We start from the raw sequence: 22,413 nt of genomic DNA on the forward strand, positions 1-22,413 counted from the left end.
CGCTCGAATTCATAGGACCCATCCAATTGTGGATGGCAGTCAGGCCTCTGCTCATCCATGAGGCAGGCGCCCGACAACGAACAGGGCCGGGACCTTGCAGGGTCCCGGCCCCCTTAGCGCTGTTGGCGCCCGTTTGGTCAGATTCGCCGTGCTCAGACGAACAGGAAGTCGTGGCTCGTCAGGCTGGAGGCATAGACGTTCTTCAGCAGGATCGTGTCGTTGGCCGAGAACGTGATGAGCGCGTTCATGCCGGACTGCGTGATCTGCAGGTGGCTGTAGTCCGCGGCCAACAATTTTGAGATCGCGATCGTGTCGTGCGTCGTGCCACTGCCGGCCTGGAAGTTGAGGATCTGGTCCTGGCCATGATCGTAGGCGATGGTGGTCGAGTTCGGCGCCGCCGAGAATATGTCGTTGCCGGCCCCGCCCTCGATCGTCACTCCGCTTGCGACGGCCGTGACATTGTGAGTCCCGTCGGTCTTGGTCTGATCGATGAACTGGAGCGCGTTGGCGGGGTTGTAGTTCTCGTGCTGCGTCGTGCCGGCCTGTCCGTTGAAGTTGAATAGGAAGACGTCCTTCGAGCCGTCGGCGTTGTTGGCGATTTCCTGGGTCTTGACGCCGGCGCTGTTGTAGATGTCGGTCAGCTTGCTGCCGTCGTTGTGGACGACCTGGGTATAGTCCAGCGTGCCGTCGGCGTGAGTCCGGGTGAGCTCGACCAGCTTGCCCGAGGCATCGAGATGCTGATGCTGGGTGGTGTAGGACTGCCCGGTGACGTTGTAGTTCCAATTGTCCGACGTACCATCGGCGTTCTTGATGTAAGCCGCGGACTTCACGCCGGCGGTATAAACGGTCGTGGAGTTGTAACCATCGCTCTTGGTCGTCACCTCGCTGGTGATGACCCCCTTGGCGTCGTACCAGTCCGAGGTCTTGGTACCGTCGGCCGTCTGCGTCAGCGTGAAAGCCAGGCTGTTGTCGGCGTGGGTGCGCACGATGTGAGTGAGGAAGCCGGTGGAATCGTAAGTGTCGTGCTCCGTCGTGTAGTTCTGACCGACGACGTTGAACAGATGGACATCCCTCGAGCCGTCGGCGTGGTAGTCGGTCTCCATCTTCTTGACGCCTGCCGCATCGTAGGTCGCAACAACGCTGCTGCCGTCGTCGTTGACGACCTGGGTATAATCGAGCGAGCCGTCGGCATGCCAGCGGGTCACCTCGGTCGTCTTGCCGGCCGGATCGAGGTGCTGGTACTGCGTGGTATAGCTCTGACCGGTGATGTTGTAGCTGTAATTGTCCCGGCTCATGTCAGCGTTGGTGATGTAGACCGCGGTCTTCACGCCATTGGTGTACACCGTGGTCGAGTTGTACCCGCTTGGCTTCTGAAGCACCTCGCTGGTGAGAACGCCGTTGGCGTCGTACCAGTCCGTCGTCTTGGTTCCATCCTTGCTCTGCAGCAGCTTGAACGCCATGCTGCCATCCGCGTGCTTCCGGATCAGCGTCGTGAGGAAGCCGGCTGCATCGTAGACGTCGTGTTCGGTCGTGTAGTTCTGGCCCTTGATGTTGAAGAGGAAGACGTCCTTGCTGCCATCAGCGTGATGCTCGGACTGTTTCGTCTTTACTCCCTTCAAATCATAGGTGGTGACGACGCTGCTTCCATCGTTGTTGACGACCTGGGTATAGTCGAGCGTGCCATCCGCGTGCTTGCGGGTCACGGCCGTCACCTTGCCGGACGGATCGATATGCTGGATCAGCGTGGTGTAGCTCTGGCCGGTGATGCCGTAGGCATAGTTGTCCAGGCTGCCGTCGGCGTTCTTGATATAGGCTTTGGTCTTGACGCCGTTGCTGTAGAGCGTTGTCGAGGTGAAGCCGTCGGCCTTTTGGACCACCTCGCTGGTGAGGCTGCCGGCGGCATTGTACCAGTTGGTCGTCTTGGTGCCGTTGGCCGTCTGCTTCAGCTCGAAAGCCATGCTGCCGTCCGCATGCAGGCGCGTCAGGGTTGTGAGGAATCCGGTCGAATCGTAGACATCGTGCTCGGTCGTATAGTTCTGACCCTTGATGTTGTAGGTCCAGACATCCTTGCTGCGATCGGCATGGTAGGCGGTCTCGACCAGCTTCACTCCCGTGGCGCTGTACAACGTGATCACGCTGCTGCCGTCGCCCTTATAGACCTGTGTCGAATCCAGCGAGCCGTCGGCATGGCTGCGGATCACCGAAGTGACCTTCCCCGTGGCGTCGAGATGCTGCACCTGGCTGGTGAAGCTCTTGCCCTGAACGTTGTAGGTGTAGTTGTCCTGCGAGCCGTCCGCGTTCTTGACATAAGCGGCGGTCTTCACTCCGTTCGTATAAAGCGTGGTGGAGTAATAGCCGTCCGTCTTCTGCACGATCTGGCTCAGCAGAGTTCCGGCCGTATTGTAGGTGTCTGTGGTCCGGACCGCGTCGGTGCCGACGTGAACGAATTTCGTCTTCACGCCGCCGGTGTAGCTGATCAGGTCCTGGGAGCCGTCGCTGTAGACGACGGTGGTCGAGGTCGGCTGGCCGCTTGAATTGAGGCCTGTGTCGGACCTCGAAAGAAGCTTTCCGCTCGAATCGTAGGTCTTCGTGTTGGTCCAGGTCGCGGCCGAGTTCGTCACCGAGAACGAATATCCGCCCTGGATCTTGGACAGCGCGCTGCCGTAATGGGCGATCATGTAGTCCATGGTCGCCTTCGAGGCGACCTGCAGGACGTGGGAGTCGGTCAGCGTGATGGTCTGCAGTGCCGTCGAGTCGCTCAGGTCGGACAGTTGCGGCACGATCTCTGCAGCCGTCCCGGTGACGCTGGTCCTTGTGTCTGACGCGGGCGGCGTGGTCGGAGGCGCGTCGATCTCGATGATCACGGGGTGATCGCTGACCGGAATGGTGATAGTGCTGACGTCGGTATAGCTGGCGATCGCCGTGGTTCCCGCCAGCGTGTCGTACACCTTCACCGTATGATGTACGCCGCCGAGGTTCACCGTGACGGTCTTGGTCGGATTGGAAATCTCGGTATCGTTGGCGTCCTTCCAGAGCTTTGGCTCCGCCCATACGACGAGCTCGTAGGCGCCGTTGCTCTTGCCGAGCACCATGCTGTTGCCCGAGTCCGGCATGTTGCTCAGGGTGTAGTTCAGCGGATCAGTCGGCTGCTGGCCGCCCTTGCCGTCATCGGCCAGAATGGTCGTCAAGTTGTGGATCGCCGTCGCGGCGAGCTTGGGCGTTCCGTCGGAGTTGAACAGGCCGAAATTGGCTTCGGGATTGGTATTGGCCGCGGACGAGTCGCGGTCGAACAGCTCGTAGAGGTAAGTCGAGCTCACGCCGGCCTTGTAGGCATCAACCAGCGTGTTCAGGATCGACTTGGCCTGCACCGTCTCGTTGACGCCGAGATATTGGGTGTTGGCCTGCGTGGTGTAGCCGGTCTCCGTGATGACGACGGGCTTTCCCGGCGCCGCGTGCATGACGGCGCTTAGCGTCGCCGCAATGGAGCTGCTCGGTGTCAGGCTGGTGCTGACATAGGCGTGGGCGTTGGCATAATCGACCGAGCCCGACATGTTGCCGAGCTGGCTGTAGCCCTGGGGATCGTTGTAGGCCAGTGACAGATTGAAGACGGGAATGTTGGCGAGCGTGGCGTTGGCATTGACGGCCTGGTAGAGCGCGCTCTGGAATTGGGCCGCGGCGCTGAGGCTCGAGCTGCCATTATAGCTGAAGGGCTGGTGATTGGCCTCGTTGAGCCCTTCGATGGCGATGATGCTGCCCGAATAGCTGGTCGCGAACTTCTGGAGCGAAGCGATGTAGTTCTGCAGCCCGGCCGCGCCGGATTGGGGCAGCGCGGACGACACCAGGAAATCGAACTTGTAGCCGGCGGCCGCCAGGCCCTCGACGACCGGTTGCGCAGCGGGGCTGGTTCCCATTGCGTCGCGGAGATGGGTGACACCGAGATATTCGAGGCTGTCGGCCATCAGCGCGAGATTGTTGTAGCCGGTCCATCCGAAACCGGCATGCGTGTTGACGCCGATGGAATTGGTGAAGCCGCTGGCGGAGAGGATGGTTTGATCAGGCATTGCACACTCGAGTTCTTCAGCGCGAGCAAAATTGCTCGCAGGATTTGCGTTCAAGCTTCACTGTCGAGTGTGAATTTCAGATAAAAATAGAAGCTACAAATCGTGAGTGAAACGCTGTTCCTTGTGATGGAACAGCTCGACTCGTGTTGCAGCAGAATGTTGATGCGATGCCGGTGCAGGATGGCGCGAGGAAGGCGCTTTCAAGATTTTCACGGTTTGCACTGCTGAATATGTGCGCATGCCGCACGCATTCGATCGAAGCTTCGGCTTGAGAGCGTGTCATGCGGACGCGGCGCTGGGAGTCGCGACCAAGTGCAGCGGCTCGTTGCCGAGTCCGGTGCCGACTCTTTCGTCTACATCATCGGATTGCACAGGGAGTCGGCAGATGCCATTTTCATGGGCGAGCAATCCGATGGAATTGCCCGAACTGGTTGTGCCGTATTTTCCCGGATATGGCCCTTCGGTTGATCGGGAAAGGCGTAATGGTTCCGTCCAGGAAACTGAATTGGCGCCGTGGCCCACGGCTCAGTTGCTGGCCTGCTGTGTTTGGATTCGTGCCGCGTGCTGCGAATTAGCCGCGGCGGGCCAGCATCAGGAAATCTCCACGCCATCCGACGAGGGCCGTCGCGATTGCGGCGATCACGATCTTGCCGGCAAGCCATGCCGGAGGCTCGGTCGGCATCGTCCCGAGTGATCCGATCAGGACGGCGGCCACGAGCGCCTGCGCGACCAGTGACCAGCGCGGGAATGCCTCGAACCGCAGGGTCGGACCGAGCGCGACCAAAATCGTTGCCAGCGTGGCGAGCGAAGCGCAGCCGACCGCTTGTCGCGGCGACAGGCCGGCCCAAACCGCGGCTAGCGCGATGGCCGCGACGATGGCGAGCTGGCCGGCCGCAACGACCACGAGCCTGGTTGCGAGCTTCTCCAGGTGCGGAACGACCGCGACGGTCGCCTGCAGATGCGTGTGCAGGAAATAGAAGGCGGCCACCATGGGCGCGGTCGTCAGGAAGCCGTCCAGGCTCTCCCGCGGCACCAGGATGCGCGCGGCGTCCGGAATGAAGCCGACCAGTCCGCCGAGCAGCACGAGGGTGGTGCAGATCATGAACTCGAACATGCGCCGCGCCGACTGGACGGACTTCGTGACGGTCCCGCGCTCGAAGTCCTTGACCACTTCGGGGTAGCTCACAGTGTGGATCGCTGCATTGAGGACCCAGAACGGACGTTGCAGAAGGTCGAGCGCGATCGAAAATCCGGCACCTGCTCCGGTCGCGCCCAGCCGGCCAATGACGATGAAACGGAGCAGCACTGGCACCGACAGATGAATGACGGATGCGCCCGCCGCGAGCATGCCGTAGCGGGCAAAGGTCTTCCAGTCGGCGAGCATCGCCTGCCAGGAGGCGCGCTCCAGCGGCGTGCGGTATGCGACGAGGCCGGCGACGAGCCCCAGCGTGTGTCCCAACGCGATCCCGAGCAGCGCGGCCTCAGCCGTTCCTGAAATCCTTCCTCCCACCGCGGCTCCGGCCAGAAGCGCGGTGGCGCGCAGTGCGAGAAGAGAGGAGGCGACCCCCAGCCGGTCGGACAGACGTACCGTCAGGAAATACAGATCCGTCACTCCCTGGAGCACGGATATGCCGAGGCCGAGCGCGATGATCCCTGCCGGCAGCGTGCTGGCCAGGAATGCGCAGCTTCCGACCGCCAGCAGCGCGCCCGCACTCGACACGCCGGCTGCAAAAAGCGACCACCTCAGCCGCGCGGCCTCGTCCTCCCCGGCTGCTGCCAGAAAACGCAATCCGGCGAGTTGCAGCCACTCGAACATCAGGACGCAGAGCAATTGGCTCGAGGCCAACGCGAGGGAAAAGCTGGTGTAGTCGGCAGCGGGCAGGAGATGGCTCACCGCGAAGATCAGGATGATCGCCGCGGCGCTTTGATAGACGTAGCCTGCCATCGCGAACAGGCGTGTCATCGCGGAAAGAGGCGCTCCTTGCCGACGATGGCCGGTGCTTTCGATGCTTCAGTCGTTGCCGCGCGCAAGTGCGACATCCGCTGCTCTCGCAATTGTTCATACAGGTTCTTGTATGCAGACAGCACGTCGGAAAATATCCACTTGTTGGTATCCGCAATGAGACGCCGGCTGATCTCGTCGATCTTGTGGGGGTCCGCCGCGACGTCCAGCATGCTCTTGGCAAGAGATTTCGGATCGGGTTCGGTCAGCCAGCCGGTTACGCCGTGCTCGATCACCTCGGGCATGCCGCCAAAGCGCGTTCCGAGCAGCGGCCTGCCGGCCGCCTTGGCGTCGGCGACGACGAGCGGACCAGGGTCGTGCCAGATCGACGGGGCAATCACCACGTCGACCTGCTTGTAGAAGTCGTCCGGCACCACGAATCCCATGAACTCGATACGCGCATCCGGCGCCAGCGCCTTGAGGCGCCGTTGTTCCTCGTCGCTGACGCGACCGGCGATCATCATCCGGATGCGATCACGGGGCAGCATGGCAAGCGCCCGCATCAGATTGTCGATGCCCTTTTCCTCCGTGAGGCGACCGATAAATCCGAACGTCACCTCGGTGGTGCAGACCGGACGTGGATAGGGTTCACGCGGCGGCTCGGTCGAGGCGTTGCGGATCACGGTACGGATCGGCGTCTCTGCGAACATGCCCATGTCGGTGTGGATCGACAGCACGCGCTCGCTCACGCCGACCACGGCGCTGAGCCAATGCGTGGCCCGCTTGCGATGAAAGGTCAGGATTCCGCAGCTCGTGCAGGTGTGCTCGCAAGACCTTCCCTTGTCGAAGCGCGAGCAGCGCGGGCAGGTCAGATAATAGTCGTGCAGCGTATGAAGCACGGGAACGCCGAGCTGGGCGGCGACGCGCCAGATCGCGGTGGTGAGGCCCGACAAATTGTTGGAGTGCAAGACGTCCGGCTTGAAAGCCCGGATGCGCTCGGCGACCAAGGGAGCCTGCATCTGCCAGTCGTCGACGGCGTGCCAAATGCTGCGCAAGGCGACGTTCTTCTGCTCGGTGAAGGGCGCGTAGACGTTCTGCACCGGCGCGGAATAGACGTTGATGCCGTTGCAGGTTTCGCGCACCTGATCGGGCGTGGATGCGGCCCGGATCACCTCCACCTCGTCGCCGCGCTGCGCCAGGCCTTCGGCGAAACGTCGCGCGAAGATCTCTGCGCCGCCGACGATCTTTGGGGCTTGAGGCGTCGGATAAAGCGTGGACGTCAAAAGAACTTTCATCGCGTCAACCTCATCTTTGCAAAAAAAATCGCGTCTACCGCGCCGGCCTTATCTCCAGGGCGGGAACGGCACTGTCATTGGCTGCAATCAGGACCGGTGTGCTCGAGACGGGGATCCAGACCCCGGACGCAGGCTTTGCCGTCTGGTCGCACGGCATGGCAAAGCTCGCGCCTTGCTGATCGCCCTTGAGCCGGATTTCGTAGCGGCGGTCCGGAGCCTCGGACCAGACCGCTATTCTGCCGCCGGACGTCGTCGATGCATTGATCGACACGACGCCGCTGGCGAGTTCGCGTCGCTCGGCACTCAGGCTGGAGCGAATGAAGGCCCAGGCGCCCTGAGCCGCGCAGGCGACCGGCTTTGGTGAGTTGTCGAAATGATAGAGTCCGAAATTGTGCTCCAGGTCCGCTGGGTCCTTTCCACTGTCCTTGAGCTCGTAGAACCACATTCCTTTGAGCCAGCGCGCCGCGGTCGATGTCCACAGAATGAGTTGCGCCGTATTGTCGGCCTGGGCCTGTTCGCTGACGCCGCATTTATTGGAAGCGGCCGTGGTCCAGCCGGTCTCGGTGACATAGATCGGGAAGTCGGGGTTTCCGCTCGCCTGGCCGACCAGGCGGTGAAACGCCGTCAGCCTCTCGATGATTTCCGCCGACGTGCGTTTGCTCGGGCCCATGCAGAAATTGTAGAGATGGATCGATGCTCCGTCCGCATATTGAAGAATGCCGGTCCGCAGCATCTTCTCGGTCCACGTCCAGCCCAGATCGTCGCCGAGCGCCCCGACAAGGAAAGGCGCATGCGGTGCAACGCGCTTGACCGCCGGGCGAGCGACTTGCGCGAGCGCCAGATAGTTTTCCGGCGAGAACGCAGGATCTTTCTTTGCCGCCAGGTTCCATTCGTTCCAGAGCTCGAAGAGCGGATGCTGCGCCACGACCGATTGCGCCGCCGCCGCCGCATAATCGGCGAACCGCTGCCGCGCCTCGTCGGTCGTCGGTGGCGAGGAATTCGGAACGAGATGATGGCCGAAGGCGAGGATCAGGAGAGGACGGGCGACGCCGGACTTGACCTGCGCTTCGAGCCTGCCGAGGCGGGGCGTGAAACCCATCCGGCGTCCCCCAATCTCGAAATCGGACCAGGGAAAATCATCGCGAAAGGCGTTGAGGCCGAGTTGCTTGATCTGCGCGATGTTCTCAGATGGCACGTATCCGCGCGCGCTCACCGGGCCGCCCAGCCCCTGATGCGTGCCGACCCCGAGCAGGAATCGGGCATCGAGCGGTTGCGCCTGCTGTGCGCAGACGGAGACCGGCAGGAGAACGGATGCGATGAGGCTTGCGAGGCGGAGACTGTCGCGAACCAAGGTGCGTGGGAGCCGTGGAGCCATCAGAAATTCTTGGAGAGATCCGATTGCAGTCCCGCCTTGGCCTCGACCGGCGTCCGCTCGCCCTGGAGGAGGTCGGCATAGACCTGCTGCAATTGTCCATGCGTCTTCTGAACGTCATAATACTGCTTGAACCGGTCGTAGCCGCGCTGTCCGAGTACCTTGAGATCGAGATCGAGTGCGCGCCGGAAACCATCCACGAGCGGCTGGACCGCGACGGGCTCGCAAAGCACGCCGGTCACGCCATCGACGACGATCTCGGGCAATGCTCCGCTGCGGAACGCCAGGATGGGCTTGGCCGCGCGCATCGCTTCCAGCGCGACGAGGCCGAAGGCTTCCCATCGTGACGGAATCACGACGAGGTCGGCGGCCTCGAGCTGGGTCTCGATGGTCGGGCGATCGAGCCAGCCCAGCAGGGACACGTTGGTCGGGACCTCCGGACCTTCGTATTTGTTGACGACGGAGGCGCCGATCATACGGATGTCCAGCACATCCTCGAGCGAGCGCGCTGCTTCGATCAGCAGATCGAAGCCCTTCTGACGGTCCAGGCGTCCGATGAAAAGGACCTTGACCTTCTTGGAGGTCCAGTCAGCCGCGACGGGCTGCGGGGTGCGGCTCTTCGAGATGCCGTTGTGGACGAGGGTGAGGCGCTCGGCAGGAATGCCGGCGCGCACCGCTTCGTTGAACTCGTCGCCGGAGATGCAGATGATTCGGTCCGACGTTCGTGCAAGGAGATTTTCCGCCGCCTTGGTCAGGAGATGACTGAAGCGACCGGTCTCGCGCGAAAACGCCCAGCCATGCGGACAATAGACGACGCGCGGTCCGTCCGAGCGGGCCGCCAGCGCGGGGCGGAGCACGAGTCCGGCAAACGAGGAATGCAGATGCACCACGTCGGGCCGAAAGGCGTCCAGCGCCTGCATGCTCGCGCGCAACATCTGGAAGAGCCCGGAGACACCGCGGCCCGATCGCTCGAACATCGTGATCTGGCTGTCATCGATGGCGCCGAGGTCGCTGCGATGGTCGGAAGGCACGACATAGTGCACGTTCTCGGCGCCGAAGCTCGCTTGTTGCTCGGGGTGCAACTCGTTCAGGTAGCTCGCAATCCCGCCACGGATCGTCTCGGCGATGTGCAGCACTTTCATCGTTTGCCTTCCATAAGGCCGCGTGGGAGAGCCGGACATCTATATCCCTGTTCTGTGTTCGCTAGTGCGAAACACAGTTCCTCGAATACGTAGCGATAATGGGGCAGCGATGTGGTGATGTTGCGCCAAGCTACGCGCGTGGCGATTGGAAAAGTTTCATGGAACCACGCGGGAGGCAGCGAGTTGCAAAACGTTTGAGCAACACCAATGCGCGCGAGAGGCGAGCTGTGTCGAATTTCAAGCAGCGCTGGCGACGTTCGCCGGCCCCGCGAGATGATCGAGCAAGGCCTTTCCCGATTTTTTCCACGAGTAGAATGCAACGCGATCCTGTTGCTTCATGCGTTCCTGATCGGAAATGGCTCCGGCTGCCAATCTTTCGAGCATGAGTTGCTTCAAAGCTTCGGCATCGCTGGCGCGAAAATACGCAGCCGCATCACCACACGTCTCCACGACGGCATCGGCCGTCGAGGCGATGACCGGGCAACCGAACAGCATGGCTTCGAGCGGCGGCACACCGAACCCTTCATAGAGCGAGGGAAACACGAATGCCGATGCCTGCGCATAGAGCGCTGCGATCTCGCTGTCCGTCAGACGCCCGGCCAGCAGCAGGCCGGCGGCGCCTTCCGCCGAATTATCCTGAAATACCTTGCTGTTGTCGCCGCCGACGATGACCAGGGGAACGTCAGGGCGATCCAGCAGCTGGATGGCGCGGATCGCAACGGCAAGATTCTTGTTCTTGGTCCTCGATCCCACGTAGAGAAAGAACCTCTGCGGCTGAAGTCCAAGTCTGGCGATGATGCCGGGATCCGGCTTGGTCGTGGCGAAATGTTCTGCACTGTTCGGGAAGATCGGGATCCCCGAGGCCGGCAAATGCAGCACTTCCGCAAGCTCCTTGCGCGAAAAAGCCGATACGGTTGCGATGCTTGCGTGCCGGGCCAGCAGCCGGCCCATGGTGCGGTGAACTGCCAGATAGCGCCAGCTGAAGAAGTCCGGCCTGCGAAAGACCTGTGCGTCGTGGATCACGACAATGTGGTCGCGATGGAACACCGGGCCTGCATTGGCAAGACTGATCAAGCGGCCGCCCGCAGCGGCGCGCGCCAGCTCGACTTGATCCCAGGCATGTCCGCGCAAGCGGCCGACGGTGCGCATCTTGATTCGCTCGAGCTGGAGCTCCTCGCTCGCGTCCACCGGCGTCAGCAACTGCCAATCTGCATTCCGCAGCGAGGCGGGCGTTTGCTCCGACGCCAGCTGCGCGTCGATCGCCTTGACGATTTCGGCGGCATAGCGCTGAACTCCTGTGAGCTTTTGCGACAGAAAGCGGCCGTTGATGAAGAATTTCAATTGGCTACCACGATGGTTGATCGGAGTCCGCGCCGGACACGCTGGTGGCGGACGGGGTCGACGAGGGGCACAGGAGCAACCGTTAGGTACAGAAATATGACGCAGCTCCGCAGGTGCCGAGGCCACGCCTGCATGGCTGGCGCCGCCTTGCTGCATATGAGGTCGCGGTGTAGATGTCGCGCGCATGAACGATGACACCTATACGCTTCGAAGCGGCCGGCTCGCCGCGACCGTCAAGGCGCACGGCGCCGAGCTGTGCTCGCTGAAGGACGGAGGCGGTTTCGAGTTCGTCTGGCAGGCCGGTCCGGAATGGCCGCGCCACGCACCGCTGCTGTTTCCGATCGTCGGGCGTCTTGCCAATGACGAATTGCGGCACCGGGGCAAGTCCTATCGGATGACCCAGCACGGCTTTGCGCGGGACAGCCGCTTTGCGTGGACGGAGCGCGGTGAGAGCCGCTGCACGCTGGTGCTTGAAGACAGCGCGGCGACGCGCGCGCTCTATCCGTTCGCGTTCCGCCTGTCGGCGGCCTATGCCATCGACGAGTCCGGCCTCGACCTTACGCTCACCATCGCCAACACCGGCGAGGAGACATTGCCGGCTTCGATCGGCGGCCATCCCGCCTTCAACTGGCCGCTCCAATCCGGATTGGCAAAAGAGAGCTACGCTCTGACTTTTGCGCAGGCGGAATCGTCTCCGGTCCGCCGTCTCGATGGTGGATTGCTGCGGCCCGCAACGGAGCCGAGCCCGGTCAAAGGGGCCGTGCTTCCCTTGTCCGAGTCCCTGTTCGCGGACGACGCCATCATCTTCGAGCGCATCGACAGCAATTCGGTTCGCTATGCCGCGGGCCAGGGCGCATCGACCGGGCCATGGCTGACAATGTCATGGCGCGGCTTTCGCGAGCTCGGCGTCTGGTCGAAGCCGGCGGGCGCGCCGTTCCTCTGCATCGAACCCTGGCGCGGCTATGCCAGCCCAGCCGGCTTTGCCGGCGAGTTCAGCGACAAGCCCGGACTGATGCACATCGCGCCGGGCGCGGAAGAGTCCTTGTCGTTCCGGATCGAGATCGGATCGTCCTGAGGCTGGGTGACGCGCCAAGGTCTCCATCCTCCCAAAGCGCTACCGATAACACGAAATCGGTCATTCCGAAGTGGCGGGTGGTCCTGCGCGATGGTGCGCGGGATGAGAATTGTGGGGCAATTCATACTTAATGTGACAAGACCATGAGCAATATTGTTTGGGCATCACAACACGCCTAGTATCGCGGCAGGCAATTTCGGGGGCTCGAACAGGTCGTGAATGGTCGTTCACATGGCGGCGCATTGCGCGACGACCTGAATCTTCAGGCGGGGCCGCAAGCACACAGGGCATCCAACATCGTGGCTGATTCCGCACGTCAGGAATTGCGTCCTAGCGGCCGCGAGCGGCTGATCGTCGTCGAAGACGATCCGGTGACACGGACGATGCTGGTCGGCTATTTCAACGACAACAATTTCGACGTGGTCGGCGCCGGCTCCTGCGCGGAATGCCGCCAGGCCCTGCGCGCGCGCACCGATCTCGTCTTCCTCGACGTGCAGCTGCCCGACGGCGACGGCTTCGAGCTCGCCAAGGAGATCCAGGCCACCAGCAACGCCGGCATCATCTTCGTGACGCGACGCGACACCGACGTCGATCGCATCCTCGGCCTCGAGATCGCCGGCGATCACTACGTCACCAAGCCGATCAATCTGCGCGACCTGCTCGCGCGCGCGCGCAGCGTGCTGCGGCGGCGCTCGATCGACCGCAAGGCGGCACGCAACCACAATTCGATCGCGTTCGGCGACTGGATCATCGACCTGACCCGCCGCGAGCTGCTCGGCGGCGACGGCAAGCCGGTGGCATTGACCCGCGCCGAATTCGATCTGCTCGCCGCGCTGGTCGGCGCCGACGGCCGGCCGCTCAGCCGCGATTATCTGATCGAGGTGGTCAGCAACCGTCAGGCCGAGGTCGACATCCGCACGGTCGATGCGCTGGTGGCGCGGCTGCGTCGCAAGCTCGTCGGCAGCGGCACGCCCGTGATCGCGACCGTCACCGGCGTCGGCTACAAGCTCGCATTGAGCGAACGGCTCTAATCGCACATCCTCGCAACATCGATCAGCGCGATGCGACGCGCTTCCACTTTGCTCCGATGCGGGCCTTGATCCGGCTGACGCGGGCCTCATGAGCGGCCCAATAGGCGCGGCTGGCGGCGGCCGTGCCCTGACGATAGCGGGCATAGACGGCCTTGGGCGGCGTCGACACCTTCGAGGAGTTCGCCTGTGGGGCCGGCGCAGGCGCTGCGGGAGCTGGCTGCGGCGCCGGATCCGGAACGGCCGCGGCCTCGGCATCAAGTGCCTTCGAATTCATGGCCGCAAGACGGTTGCGGGCCCGGTTGCAATAGACTTGCGACCGCGGCGTCATCGCTTCCTCGCCGTGACCGGCCCGATATTTCATGAGCGCGCGGCAGAGGTCCCCGCCGGCAAGACGCCAGGCGCGGCTGAGATAAAGAACGCCGTAATGGATGTTGATGTCAGGCTCCGCCAGCTCCGCGTGGCTTCCCCGGAATCCCAGCATCGCCGCGGTCTCGGGCCGCACCTGCATCAGCCCGATTTCGCCGACGCTGCCGATCACGGCGGGGTTGTAGCCGCTTTCGACGAAGACGACCGCTTCGGCGATATCGGCAGGCAAGTTTGTCTGCGCGGTCTCCCGCTCGATGATCTTTCGGATCGCGGCGCGGGAGGCCGGCGTTTCGCCGGCGCCGAGCTCGGTCCCGCCGTCGGGGAGCGCCGCCGTCGTGCGCGGCTCGTCCGGGCCGCCGTCCTCGGCATGCGCACAGATCGGGGCCCACAGGAGCACGGCGAGCGCCAATCGTCTCCACGTCGCGTTCAGATTGAAGACTGTCCGATCCCCCGGCATGGGCCTCTAATAGAGCTTTGGAGTTAACAAACCGGCCTTGCAGCAAAGCTATCGCGCGCGGGCGCTCTGGTCCGTCGCAGGTCCCAGCGCGGGTTCGGCCAGGCGGTGATTGACCGCATAAATCGTGCAGGTGGGCGACCATTTCATGCAGGCCGCGAGCGAGTCGCGCCGGGCCTCCTCGACCGTCGCGCGTCCCGCACGCCAGCCGTAGCCGCCGCTCGGCGACACCGCAAAAGCCTTGTGCGGCAGCAGGCTGGCGAGATAGCGCGCGAACTCGGCGCGCGCGGTCTCGCTGAGCTGGCGCGGCGGCGGCAGGGGATCGGGTGGTCCCAGGATGTCGCGGCCGACGAGGCCGCGCTCGCGCAGGAATGTGTCGACATAGGGCGTCCATTGCGGGCGGCCGGCGAGCGAATAGAGGTAATGGCCGTCCTCGCCATAAGGCGGCGCCGCGACGAATGTCGCGTTGCCGCCACCGCTGCGAAACCCGTCATGAAGACGGCGCGCGAGATCGGGGCCGAAATACGAATCGTTGCTGGCATAGACCCACAGCATCGGCACGCGCGAGGTCCTGCCGAAGGTGGCGAAGGCCTGCACCAGCCCATCCGGATTGCAGACGTCGTCGTCCTCCCGCGAGCCGCGGCCGCCGGCAAAGCTGATCGCGGCGACTAGGCCGGGCGGCGCCTGCGCGGCGAGCGCGACCGTGGCCAGCCCGCCGGCGGAATGGCCGGCCGCGACCATGCCCGTCGTCGTGACATCAGGCCGGCGCGCCATCGCGTCGATCGCGGCACGCAAATCGGCGACCGCGACCGCGCTCGCCGGCAGATAGGCGGCCTTCGTGCATCCGCCCAGACTATCGACGCGCCCGCCCGGCGAGGTGCCGTAGCCGCGCCGCATCACCACGAGCGCGGCGAAGCCACGCCGGGCATATTCGAGCGCGACGCCGTAATATTTGTGCGCCGACATGGCCGCGCGGTCGTCGAATTTGCGCGGCGAGCCGTGGCTGAGCAGCGCGAGCGGATAGCGCTTCGTCCCGGCCGGCCGCACCAGAAATGCCTCCAGCCCCTGCGGCCCCGCCTCCGCCATGGGGATGCGCAGGTCCTCTGTGTAGAATTCCGCGGCACGTGCAGGTGCGCCGGCCATGAGGAGGCTTGCGATCAGCAGAAGCAGCTTGCGCGAAAGAGCCATGGCACCATTCGAACGCCTCGATGGCGAACCATAGCATGATCCCGTTAATGGGGAGGAAGCACAGCTGGCTCAAGGAACGCCTGCTCCCTCGCGCGTGTTGTGCTCTTGGCGGGGTCTGGGCCGATGCTATGGTATCCCCCCGCGATCTCTTGCGACAGGACGAGGTACTTCAGTGGCTGATGTTCATCCCGCGGCGGGCAAGCAGGCCTCGCCGGACGCGCTCACCAACATTCCGCGGCTGGTGACGGCCTATTTCGCCGGCAAGCCCGATGTGGCCGATCCCGGGCAGCGGGTGGCGTTCGGCACCTCCGGCCATCGCGGCACCTCGTTCAAGAACACCTTCAACGAGGGCCACATCCTCGCGACCACGCAGGCCATCTGTGATTACCGACAGGAGAAGGGGCTGACCGGTCCGCTCTTCATCGGCATCGACACCCATGCGCTGGCCGAGCCCGCGCTGGTCAGCGCCGTCGAAGTGTTCGCGGCCAACGGCATCGAGGTCATGATCGACAAGGATGGCGGCTACACGCCGACGCCGGTGATCTCGCATGCGATCCTGACCTACAACAAGGGGCGGACCAGCGGCCTTGCGGACGGCGTCGTGATCACGCCCTCGCACAATCCGCCCGAGGACGGCGGCTACAAATACAATCCGCCGCATGGCGGCCCGGCCGATACCGACGCGACGTCCGTGATCGAGAAGCTCGCCAATGCGTATCTCGCCGACGCGCTCAAGGGCGTGAAGCGCATCGACTACGCCAGGGCCAAGAAGGCCGCGAACGTCCACGCCTACGATTTCGTGACGCCCTATGTCGCCGATCTCGGCAATGTCGTCGACCTCGACCTCGTCAAATCCGCCGGCGTCAACATCGGCATCGATCCGCTCGGCGGCGCCGCCGTGCATTATTGGCATCCGATCATCGAGCGTTACGGCCTGAAGGCCACGGTGGTGAACGAGGCGATCGACCCGACCTTCCGCTTCATGACGGTCGACTGGGACGGCAAGATCCGCATGGACTGCTCTTCGCCATACGCGATGGCGAGCCTGATCGCGATGCGCGACCGCTTCGACGTCGCGTTTGCCAACGATACCGATGCCGACCGCCACGGCATCGTGACGCGCACCGGCGGCCTGATGAATCCGAACCACTATCTGGCGACCGCGATCTCCTATCTGTTCGCGCACCGCCCGAATTGGGGCAGGGACGCCGCGATCGGCAAGACCGTGGTGTCGAGCTCCATCATTGACCGTGTCGCGAAAAAGCTCGGCCGCAAGCTGGTCGAGACGCCGGTCGGCTTCAAATGGTTCGTCGACGGTCTCCTCAGCGGCTCCTTCGGCTTCGGCGGCGAGGAGAGCGCCGGCGCCTCGTTCCTCCGCCGCGACGGCACGGTGTGGACCACCGACAAGGACGGACTCATCCTCGGCCTGCTCGCCGCCGAGATCACGGCGAAGACCGGCCGCGATCCCAGCCAGATCTTCAATGATCTCACCGCAGAGTTCGGCATGCCGCATTACGCGCGCATCGATGTCGCCGCCACCGGGCCGCAGAAGAACATCCTGAAATCCGTCACGCCGGAGCAGCTCGGCCTGAAGGACCTCGCCGGCGATCCTGTCCGCGCGACGCTGAGCAAGGCGCCCGGCAACGGCCAGTCCTTCGGCGGCATCAAGGTCGAGACCGATTTCGGCTGGTTCGCCGCGCGGCCGTCAGGCACCGAGGACGTCTACAAGATCTACGCGGAAAGCTTCCGCAGCACGGATCACCTGAAGCGGATTCAGGAAGAGGCGCAGGCCGGGCTGGCGAAGGTGTTTGCGGCGTAGCGCCTGCGCGCCGGAAATTTCATTTCGAGCATTGACGCAAGGTCGTCATGCCCGGGCTTGTCCCGGGCATCCACGTCCTTGATGCCGGCGGCAGCACGTGGATGGCCGGAACAAGCCCGGCCATGACGCTCATCGGCCGGTCGAGCTGACTATGTATACACGACGCGCGGTTGAGGTACTATAATACAAGAACTTTGAGATTGAAACTCTTCTTGCGTCGCGCTATTGTATACATAACGTATCCATAAGGCGTGGGAGTGAGACTGATGACAAAACCCTTCCCCATGAATGCCTGGTACGCCGCTGCCTGGGACGCCGAGGTGAAGCCGGCGCTGCTGCCGCGGACGATCTGCGGCAAGCACATCGTGATGTACCGGAAGGCGGACGGCTCGGTTGCCGCGCTCGAAGATGCCTGCTGGCATCGCCTGGTGCCGTTGTCCAAGGGCCGGCTCGAGGGCGACACCGTGGTCTGTGGCTATCACGGCTTGAAATACAATGCGCAGGGCCGCTGCACCTTCATGCCCTCGCAGGAGACCATCAATCCGTCCGCCTGCGTGCGCGCCTATCCCGTGGTCGAGCGTCACCGCTACATCTGGCTCTGGATGGGCGATCCCGCCTTAGCTGATCCGGCGCTCGTTCCGGACATGCACTGGAATCACGATCCGGCCTGGGCCGGCGACGGCAAAACCATCCACGTCAAATGCGACTATCGCCTCGTGCTCGACAATCTCATGGATCTCACGCACGAGACCTTCGTGCACGGCTCCTCGATCGGCAACGAGGCGGTAGCCGAAGCCCCGTTTGACGTCACCCATGGTGAGAAGACGGTGACGGTGACGCGCTGGATGCGCGGCATCGAGCCGCCGCCGTTCTGGGCCAAGCAGCTCGGCAAGCCCGGTCTCGTCGATCGCTGGCAGATCATCCGCTTCGAAGCCCCGTGCACCATCGCCATCGACGTCGGCGTGGCGCCGACCGGTACCGGCGCGCCGGAAGGCGACCGCTCGCAGGGCGTCAACGGCTTCGTGCTCAACACCATCACGCCGGAGACCGAGAAGACCTGTCATTATTTCTGGGCCTTCGTGCGCAACTATCAGCTCGGCGAGCAGCGCATCACCACCGAGATCCGCGAGGGCGTCTCCGGCATCTTCCACGAGGACGAGCTGATCCTGGAAGCGCAGCAGCGCGCGATGGACGAGAACCCCGACCGCATCTTCTACAATCTCAACATCGACGCCGGCGCGATGTGGACGCGCAGGCTGATCGACAAGATGGTGGCGAAGGAAATCCCGCCGACGCACCTTCAGGCTGCGGAGTAGGACATGGCCGAACGTGAGGTCGACCGTTCCGTCTCGCAGACCGTGAAGGCGCAGCTCGCGCTGCGCGACCAGATCCTGTCGGGCGCCCTGCGCCCTGGCGAGCGCATCTCCGAGCTGCAGGCGGTGGAGACGACCGGCGCCTCGCGCACCCCGGTGCGCATGGCGCTGGTGCGGCTGGAGGAGGAGGGGCTGCTGGAAGCGATCCCCTCCGGCGGCTTCATGGTGAAAGCGTTCTCGGAGCGCGACATCTCCGATTCCATCGAGCTGCGCGGCACGCTGGAAGGGCTCGCCGCGCGCTTCGCCGCCGAACGCGGCGTTTCCGCGCGCGATCTCGAGCCGCTGAAGGAATGCCTGGCCGCCATCGACGAATTGCTGCGGCAGGTGCCGATCTCGGTCGACGCCTTCTCGTCCTATGTCACGCTGAACGCGCGCTTCCATGCGCTGCTCACTGAATTGTCGCGCAGCCCACCCCTGATCCGCCAGATCGACCGCGCCTCGGCGCTGCCGTTCGCGTCCCCAAGCGGCTTCGTGATGGCGCAATCGGCATTGCCCGAGGCGCAACAGATCCTGATCATCGGCCAGGAGCACCATCGCGTCGTGATCGACGCCATCGAGAACCGCGAGGGCGCCCGCGCCGAAGCCATCATGCGCGAGCATGCGCGGCTCGCCGTGCGAAACCTGCGCCTTGCGCTGCGCAACCGGACCCATCTCGACCTCTTGCCGGCGCTCGCGCTGATCAAGACCGCAACCGATTGAGGGCAGTTACATGCGCTTCATCGAAACCTGGATTCCGGCAACGCTGGTCTCGACCCGCGACCTCGCCCCCGGCATCCGCGAATTCCTGATCAAGCCGGATCATTTCGATGGCGCCGCCTATCCGGTCGGCAGCCATATCAATATCAGCGTCACCATCGACGGCCCGCCGGAGACGCGATCCTATTCGCTGGTCGGCGAAGCCTCGTCCGCCGGCTTCAAGATTGCGGTGCGCCGCACTGATGATTCCCGCGGCGGCTCGCGCTACATGTGGCAGCTCAAGCCGGGCGCGCGGCTCGACATCACCCAGCCGGCCTCGCTGCTCGCGGTGGACTGGGCCCGCGACAATTATTGCCTGATCGCCGGCGGCATCGGCATCACGCCGATCTTCGGCGCCGCGCAGGCGCTGGCCCGCCGCGGCGCCGAGGTCGCGCTGCACTATGCCGTGCGCTCGCGTGGCGAGGCCGCCTATCTCGACGATCTCGCCGCGATGCTCGGGGATCGCCTCGTCGTCCACGCGAGCGATGAAGGCAGGCGGCTCGATCTCGACGCGCTGTTCGCCTCGATCCCTGCGGGCACGCTCGCGCTGTTCTGCGGCCCGATGCGCATGCTCGATGCCGCGCGCCACGCCTGGATCGGCGCCGGCCATCCGCTGCCCGATCTCCGCTACGAGACCTTCGGCTCCAGCGGCACGCTGCCGACCGAGACGTTCCGGGTGCGCCTGAAGGATTCGAATGTCGAGCTCGAAATCCCGCGCGAGCGCTCGATGCTGGATGTGCTCAACGCCAGCGGCCACGACGTGATGTACGATTGCAAGCGCGGCGAATGCGGCCTGTGCGCCATCGACGTCGTTGCCATCGACGGCGAGATCGACCATCGCGACGTCTTCTTCAGCGACCACCAGAAGAGAAGCAATCAGAAGATCTGCGCCTGCGTCTCGCGGGCGAGGGGGACGATCACGGTGGATACGCTGCTAAGGGCGGATGCGGTTTAGGTTGGACAGCCTATTGAACACGGTCGTCATGCCCGGGCTTGTCCCGGGCATCCACGTTCTTGGGTGCCGCTAAGGAAGAGCGTGGATGGCCGGGACAAGCCCGGCCATGACGCCGTGAAAGCTTGGCGCAGCCTACGCCGCGTAGGTCGCCCGATATGTCTTCGTCTCCAGCAGCGCCATCACCCCATCCGCCGCTACCGGCCGGCTGATCAGATAGCCCTGCACTTCGTCGCAAGCGATCTGGCGCAGATATTCGAGCTGATCGGCCGTCTCGACGCCCTCGGCGACGACGCCGATATCGAGGTCGCGCGCGAGCGAGATCACCGACTTCACGATGGCGGCGCAGTCCGGCTGCACCAGCATGTCGCCGATGAAGGACTGGTCGATCTTGATGCGGCTGAACGGCAGCTTGCGCAAATAAGTGAGCGAGGAGAAGCCGGTGCCGAAATCGTCGAGCGCCACGGTGACGCCGAGTTGCAGAAGCGCGTTCAGGACCGATGCGGCCGAGCCGTATTTCGACAGCAGCATCGATTCCGTGATCTCGATCTCGAGCCGGCTGGGAGAGACCTTGGCGTCGGCAAGCGCTTGCACGATAGTCTGCAGGATGGCCGTGTTGTGAAATTGCGCCGCGGAGAAGTTCACGGCGACCCTGATCTCATCAGGCCATTGCGCCACCGTGGCGCACGCGCGGCGGATGACCCATTCGCCGATCTCGTTGATCAGCCCGGTCTCCTCCGCGATCGGGATGAATTCGCTCGGCGGCACCAGCCCGCGCGTGGGATGCCGCCAGCGCAGCAGTGCCTCGAATCCGGTGATGCGGTTGCCGCTGAGATCGAGGAACGGCTGGAACACCAGGAACAGCTCGTCGCGTGCAATCGCGCCCGCGAGGTCCGATTGCAGCGCCTTGCGGTCGCGCGACATCCTGTCGTCGGCTTCCTCGAAGAAGCGGACGCTGCCGGCTCCGGCCTTCTTGGCGCGATAGAGTGCGGCGTCGGCATTCTTCATGATGGCGGGCGGCGTGGCGCCGTCGCGCGGCGCCAGCACGATGCCGACGCTGGTGGCGCCGACGATCTGGCGGCCTTCGATCCGGAACGGCTCGGCAAAGGCCGCGACGAAGCGCTCGGCGATCTCGAGCGCATCTTCCGGCCGCGCCAGATTGTTCATGACCAGTGCGAACTCGTCGCCGCCGATGCGCGCGACATGCTCGGCCGCGCGCGTGCAGCGTTGCAGGCGGCTTGCGACCTGGACCAGGAATTCGTCGCCGGCGAGATGGCCGAACTGGTCGTTGACCTCCTTGAAGCGATCGAGATCGAGCAGCAGCACCGCGAATTCCTCGCCTGACAACGTCAAGCGCTTGAGCGCTGCATCGAGTGTCTCGTTGAAGGCGACGCGGTTGGGTAGCTGGGTGAGGGGATCCTGTCGCACCGTGCGTTCCGCCTCGATCTGGCGCATCACGCGCCGCGCGAACGCGAACGAGTTCACGAACACGCCGCGGATCAGCACGCTGCCGTAGACCACGACGAGGAAGGCGATCAGCAGGAAAGCGAGATCGCCGTTCTGGCCGAGGCAGATGGCGATGCCGAGGAAGATCGGCGCCGTGAAGGCGATGGCCGCGATCGGGATCGTGGCGAACGCGAGCGCGCCGCCGGCCAGCATGCCCGAACAGAGGCAAGTAATGACGAGCTGGCCGCCGGTCGAGGCATGGGCGAAGAAGGCGACCGGGACGATGCCCCAGGCCGCGCCGAGGACGAAGGCGTTGCGCACCAAGCGGTGCATGGAGCGGCGCGAGACGAATTGCGGCTTGGTGATGCGGCGCGCCGCGCGAGATTGCAGGCCGAACACGATCGCGCCGCTGGCGACCGCGGCCGCCCAGATCAGCGCGGGCATCCTGTCCGGTGATTGCCACAGCGCGATCGCCAGCACGATGGCGTTACAGGCATTGGCGAGCATGATTCCGACGGAATAGCCGAGCACCAGCGACATCTGCTCGGCGCGGATATGGCCGGCCACGGCTTCGTGGGTTGCAGGACCGCCAAAGGCCGACAAATCGCCGGCGAACAGCCGTGCGAAATAGCTGGTCGTTTGAGTCCGCATTCCAGAGCCTTGCAGCGTGGGCCGTTTGTCCGGCTCGTCTTGAAGAGTTCGCTGCAAACCTTTGACGAACTATGAATTATCCACCCTGGTGAAGATCCCTGTGATCACTTCTAGGTGGCAAAGCCCGCGTATCGATAACAAATCGATACAAATGCAGTGGTCGTCTTTGC

Annotated in this window: 15 protein-coding genes; 6 read left to right on the forward strand and 9 right to left on the reverse strand. The window is 64.0% G+C overall.

Annotation, left to right across the window (positions count from 1 at the left end):
• Positions 1-152 precede the first annotated feature (152 nt).
• The 6 genes from SE91_RS05970 to SE91_RS05995 all read right to left on the reverse strand — a co-directional run bounded on the left by SE91_RS05970 (position 153) and on the right by SE91_RS05995 (position 11,153).
• Positions 153-4,061: a hypothetical protein gene (locus tag SE91_RS05970; protein WP_061846921.1), complete on the reverse strand. Its 3,909-nt coding sequence runs from the start codon at positions 4,059-4,061 to the stop codon at positions 153-155.
• A gap of 571 nt (positions 4,062-4,632) precedes the next feature.
• Positions 4,633-6,024, reverse strand: a complete 1,392-nt coding sequence (locus tag SE91_RS05975; RefSeq protein ID WP_061846922.1) for a hypothetical protein — start codon at positions 6,022-6,024, stop codon at positions 4,633-4,635.
• A complete protein-coding gene (locus SE91_RS05980; RefSeq protein WP_061846923.1) occupies positions 6,021-7,298 on the reverse strand; it encodes a glycosyltransferase family 4 protein in 1,278 nt (425 codons plus the stop codon). Before SE91_RS05980 ends, SE91_RS05975 begins: the two co-directional genes overlap by 4 nt.
• Before the next feature lie 34 nt (positions 7,299-7,332).
• Positions 7,333-8,673, reverse strand: a complete 1,341-nt coding sequence (locus SE91_RS05985) for a hypothetical protein (protein WP_061846925.1) — start codon at positions 8,671-8,673, stop codon at positions 7,333-7,335.
• Positions 8,673-9,812 (reverse strand): glycosyltransferase, encoded by a 1,140-nt coding sequence (locus SE91_RS05990; protein WP_061846927.1) that lies wholly within the window; start codon positions 9,810-9,812, stop codon positions 8,673-8,675. Before SE91_RS05990 ends, SE91_RS05985 begins: the two co-directional genes overlap by 1 nt.
• A 237-nt stretch (positions 9,813-10,049) precedes the next feature.
• A complete protein-coding gene (locus tag SE91_RS05995; RefSeq protein WP_061846929.1) occupies positions 10,050-11,153 on the reverse strand; it encodes a glycosyltransferase family 4 protein in 1,104 nt (367 codons plus the stop codon).
• A gap of 184 nt (positions 11,154-11,337) precedes the next feature.
• On the opposite strand from SE91_RS05995, the gene SE91_RS06000 reads away from it, so the two are divergent.
• Both SE91_RS06000 and SE91_RS06005 read left to right on the forward strand, forming a co-directional pair.
• Positions 11,338-12,228 carry an aldose 1-epimerase family protein gene (locus SE91_RS06000; protein WP_061846930.1) on the forward strand — a complete coding sequence of 297 codons (891 nt, stop codon included), beginning with the start codon at positions 11,338-11,340 and terminating at the stop codon, positions 12,226-12,228.
• A gap of 215 nt (positions 12,229-12,443) precedes the next feature.
• Complete coding sequence (locus SE91_RS06005; protein ID WP_061846931.1) at positions 12,444-13,259, forward strand: response regulator transcription factor; 816 nt, start codon at positions 12,444-12,446, stop codon at positions 13,257-13,259.
• Positions 13,260-13,281: 22 nt separating this feature from the next.
• Here the strand turns inward: SE91_RS06005 and SE91_RS06010 are convergent, their stop codons facing one another.
• Both SE91_RS06010 and SE91_RS06015 read right to left on the reverse strand, forming a co-directional pair.
• Entirely contained in the window at positions 13,282-14,082 is an 801-nt protein-coding gene (locus SE91_RS06010; protein WP_061846932.1) for a transglycosylase SLT domain-containing protein, read from the reverse strand.
• Positions 14,083-14,130: 48 nt separating this feature from the next.
• The gene (locus tag SE91_RS06015; protein WP_061846933.1) at positions 14,131-15,267 is read right to left on the reverse strand and encodes an alpha/beta hydrolase family protein; all 1,137 of its coding nucleotides are present in this window, start codon (positions 15,265-15,267) and stop codon (positions 14,131-14,133) included.
• 172 nt (positions 15,268-15,439) lie between these two features.
• Between SE91_RS06015 and pgm the strand changes: the two genes are divergently transcribed.
• From pgm to SE91_RS06035, 4 genes are all read left to right on the forward strand, one after another.
• Positions 15,440-17,086 (forward strand): phosphoglucomutase (alpha-D-glucose-1,6-bisphosphate-dependent), encoded by a 1,647-nt coding sequence (gene pgm, locus SE91_RS06020; protein WP_061846934.1) that lies wholly within the window; start codon positions 15,440-15,442, stop codon positions 17,084-17,086.
• Between the two features lie 266 nt (positions 17,087-17,352).
• Positions 17,353-18,402, forward strand: coding sequence for an aromatic ring-hydroxylating dioxygenase subunit alpha (locus SE91_RS06025; RefSeq protein ID WP_061846935.1), 1,050 nt, complete (start codon positions 17,353-17,355; stop codon positions 18,400-18,402).
• Positions 18,403-18,405: 3 nt separating this feature from the next.
• Positions 18,406-19,158 carry a GntR family transcriptional regulator gene (locus SE91_RS06030; RefSeq protein WP_061846936.1) on the forward strand — a complete coding sequence of 251 codons (753 nt, stop codon included), beginning with the start codon at positions 18,406-18,408 and terminating at the stop codon, positions 19,156-19,158.
• Positions 19,159-19,168: 10 nt separating this feature from the next.
• On the forward strand, positions 19,169-20,149 hold the full coding sequence (locus SE91_RS06035) for a PDR/VanB family oxidoreductase (protein ID WP_061846937.1): 981 nt from the start codon (positions 19,169-19,171) through the stop codon (positions 20,147-20,149).
• A gap of 132 nt (positions 20,150-20,281) precedes the next feature.
• On the opposite strand, the gene SE91_RS06040 is transcribed toward SE91_RS06035, so the two are convergent.
• Positions 20,282-22,243 carry a putative bifunctional diguanylate cyclase/phosphodiesterase gene (locus tag SE91_RS06040; RefSeq protein WP_061846938.1) on the reverse strand — a complete coding sequence of 654 codons (1,962 nt, stop codon included), beginning with the start codon at positions 22,241-22,243 and terminating at the stop codon, positions 20,282-20,284.
• Positions 22,244-22,413: the final 170 nt, after the last annotated feature.

The sequence above is a fragment of the Bradyrhizobium sp. DOA1 genome (assembly GCF_001593325.1).
Lineage (GTDB): Bacteria > Pseudomonadota > Alphaproteobacteria > Rhizobiales > Xanthobacteraceae > Bradyrhizobium.

Bases quoted from the DNA above. Each gene is read 5' to 3' on its own strand.
- SE91_RS06000 (WP_061846930.1), top strand. From the start codon at position 11,338: ATGAACGATGACACCTATACGCTTCGAAGCGGCCGGCTCGCCGCGACC.
- SE91_RS05990 (WP_061846927.1), bottom strand. From the start codon at position 9,812: ATGAAAGTGCTGCACATCGCCGAGACGATCCGTGGCGGGATTGCGAGC.
- SE91_RS06010 (WP_061846932.1), bottom strand. From the start codon at position 14,082: ATGCCGGGGGATCGGACAGTCTTCAATCTGAACGCGACGTGGAGACGA.
- SE91_RS06015 (WP_061846933.1), bottom strand. From the start codon at position 15,267: ATGGCTCTTTCGCGCAAGCTGCTTCTGCTGATCGCAAGCCTCCTCATG.
- SE91_RS05970 (WP_061846921.1), bottom strand. From the start codon at position 4,061: ATGCCTGATCAAACCATCCTCTCCGCCAGCGGCTTCACCAATTCCATC.
- SE91_RS05985 (WP_061846925.1), bottom strand. From the start codon at position 8,673: ATGGCTCCACGGCTCCCACGCACCTTGGTTCGCGACAGTCTCCGCCTC.
- SE91_RS06040 (WP_061846938.1), bottom strand. From the start codon at position 22,243: ATGCGGACTCAAACGACCAGCTATTTCGCACGGCTGTTCGCCGGCGAT.
- SE91_RS06035 (WP_061846937.1), top strand. From the start codon at position 19,169: ATGCGCTTCATCGAAACCTGGATTCCGGCAACGCTGGTCTCGACCCGC.
- SE91_RS06030 (WP_061846936.1), top strand. From the start codon at position 18,406: ATGGCCGAACGTGAGGTCGACCGTTCCGTCTCGCAGACCGTGAAGGCG.
- SE91_RS06025 (WP_061846935.1), top strand. From the start codon at position 17,353: ATGACAAAACCCTTCCCCATGAATGCCTGGTACGCCGCTGCCTGGGAC.
- SE91_RS05980 (WP_061846923.1), bottom strand. From the start codon at position 7,298: ATGAAAGTTCTTTTGACGTCCACGCTTTATCCGACGCCTCAAGCCCCA.
- SE91_RS05975 (WP_061846922.1), bottom strand. From the start codon at position 6,024: ATGACACGCCTGTTCGCGATGGCAGGCTACGTCTATCAAAGCGCCGCG.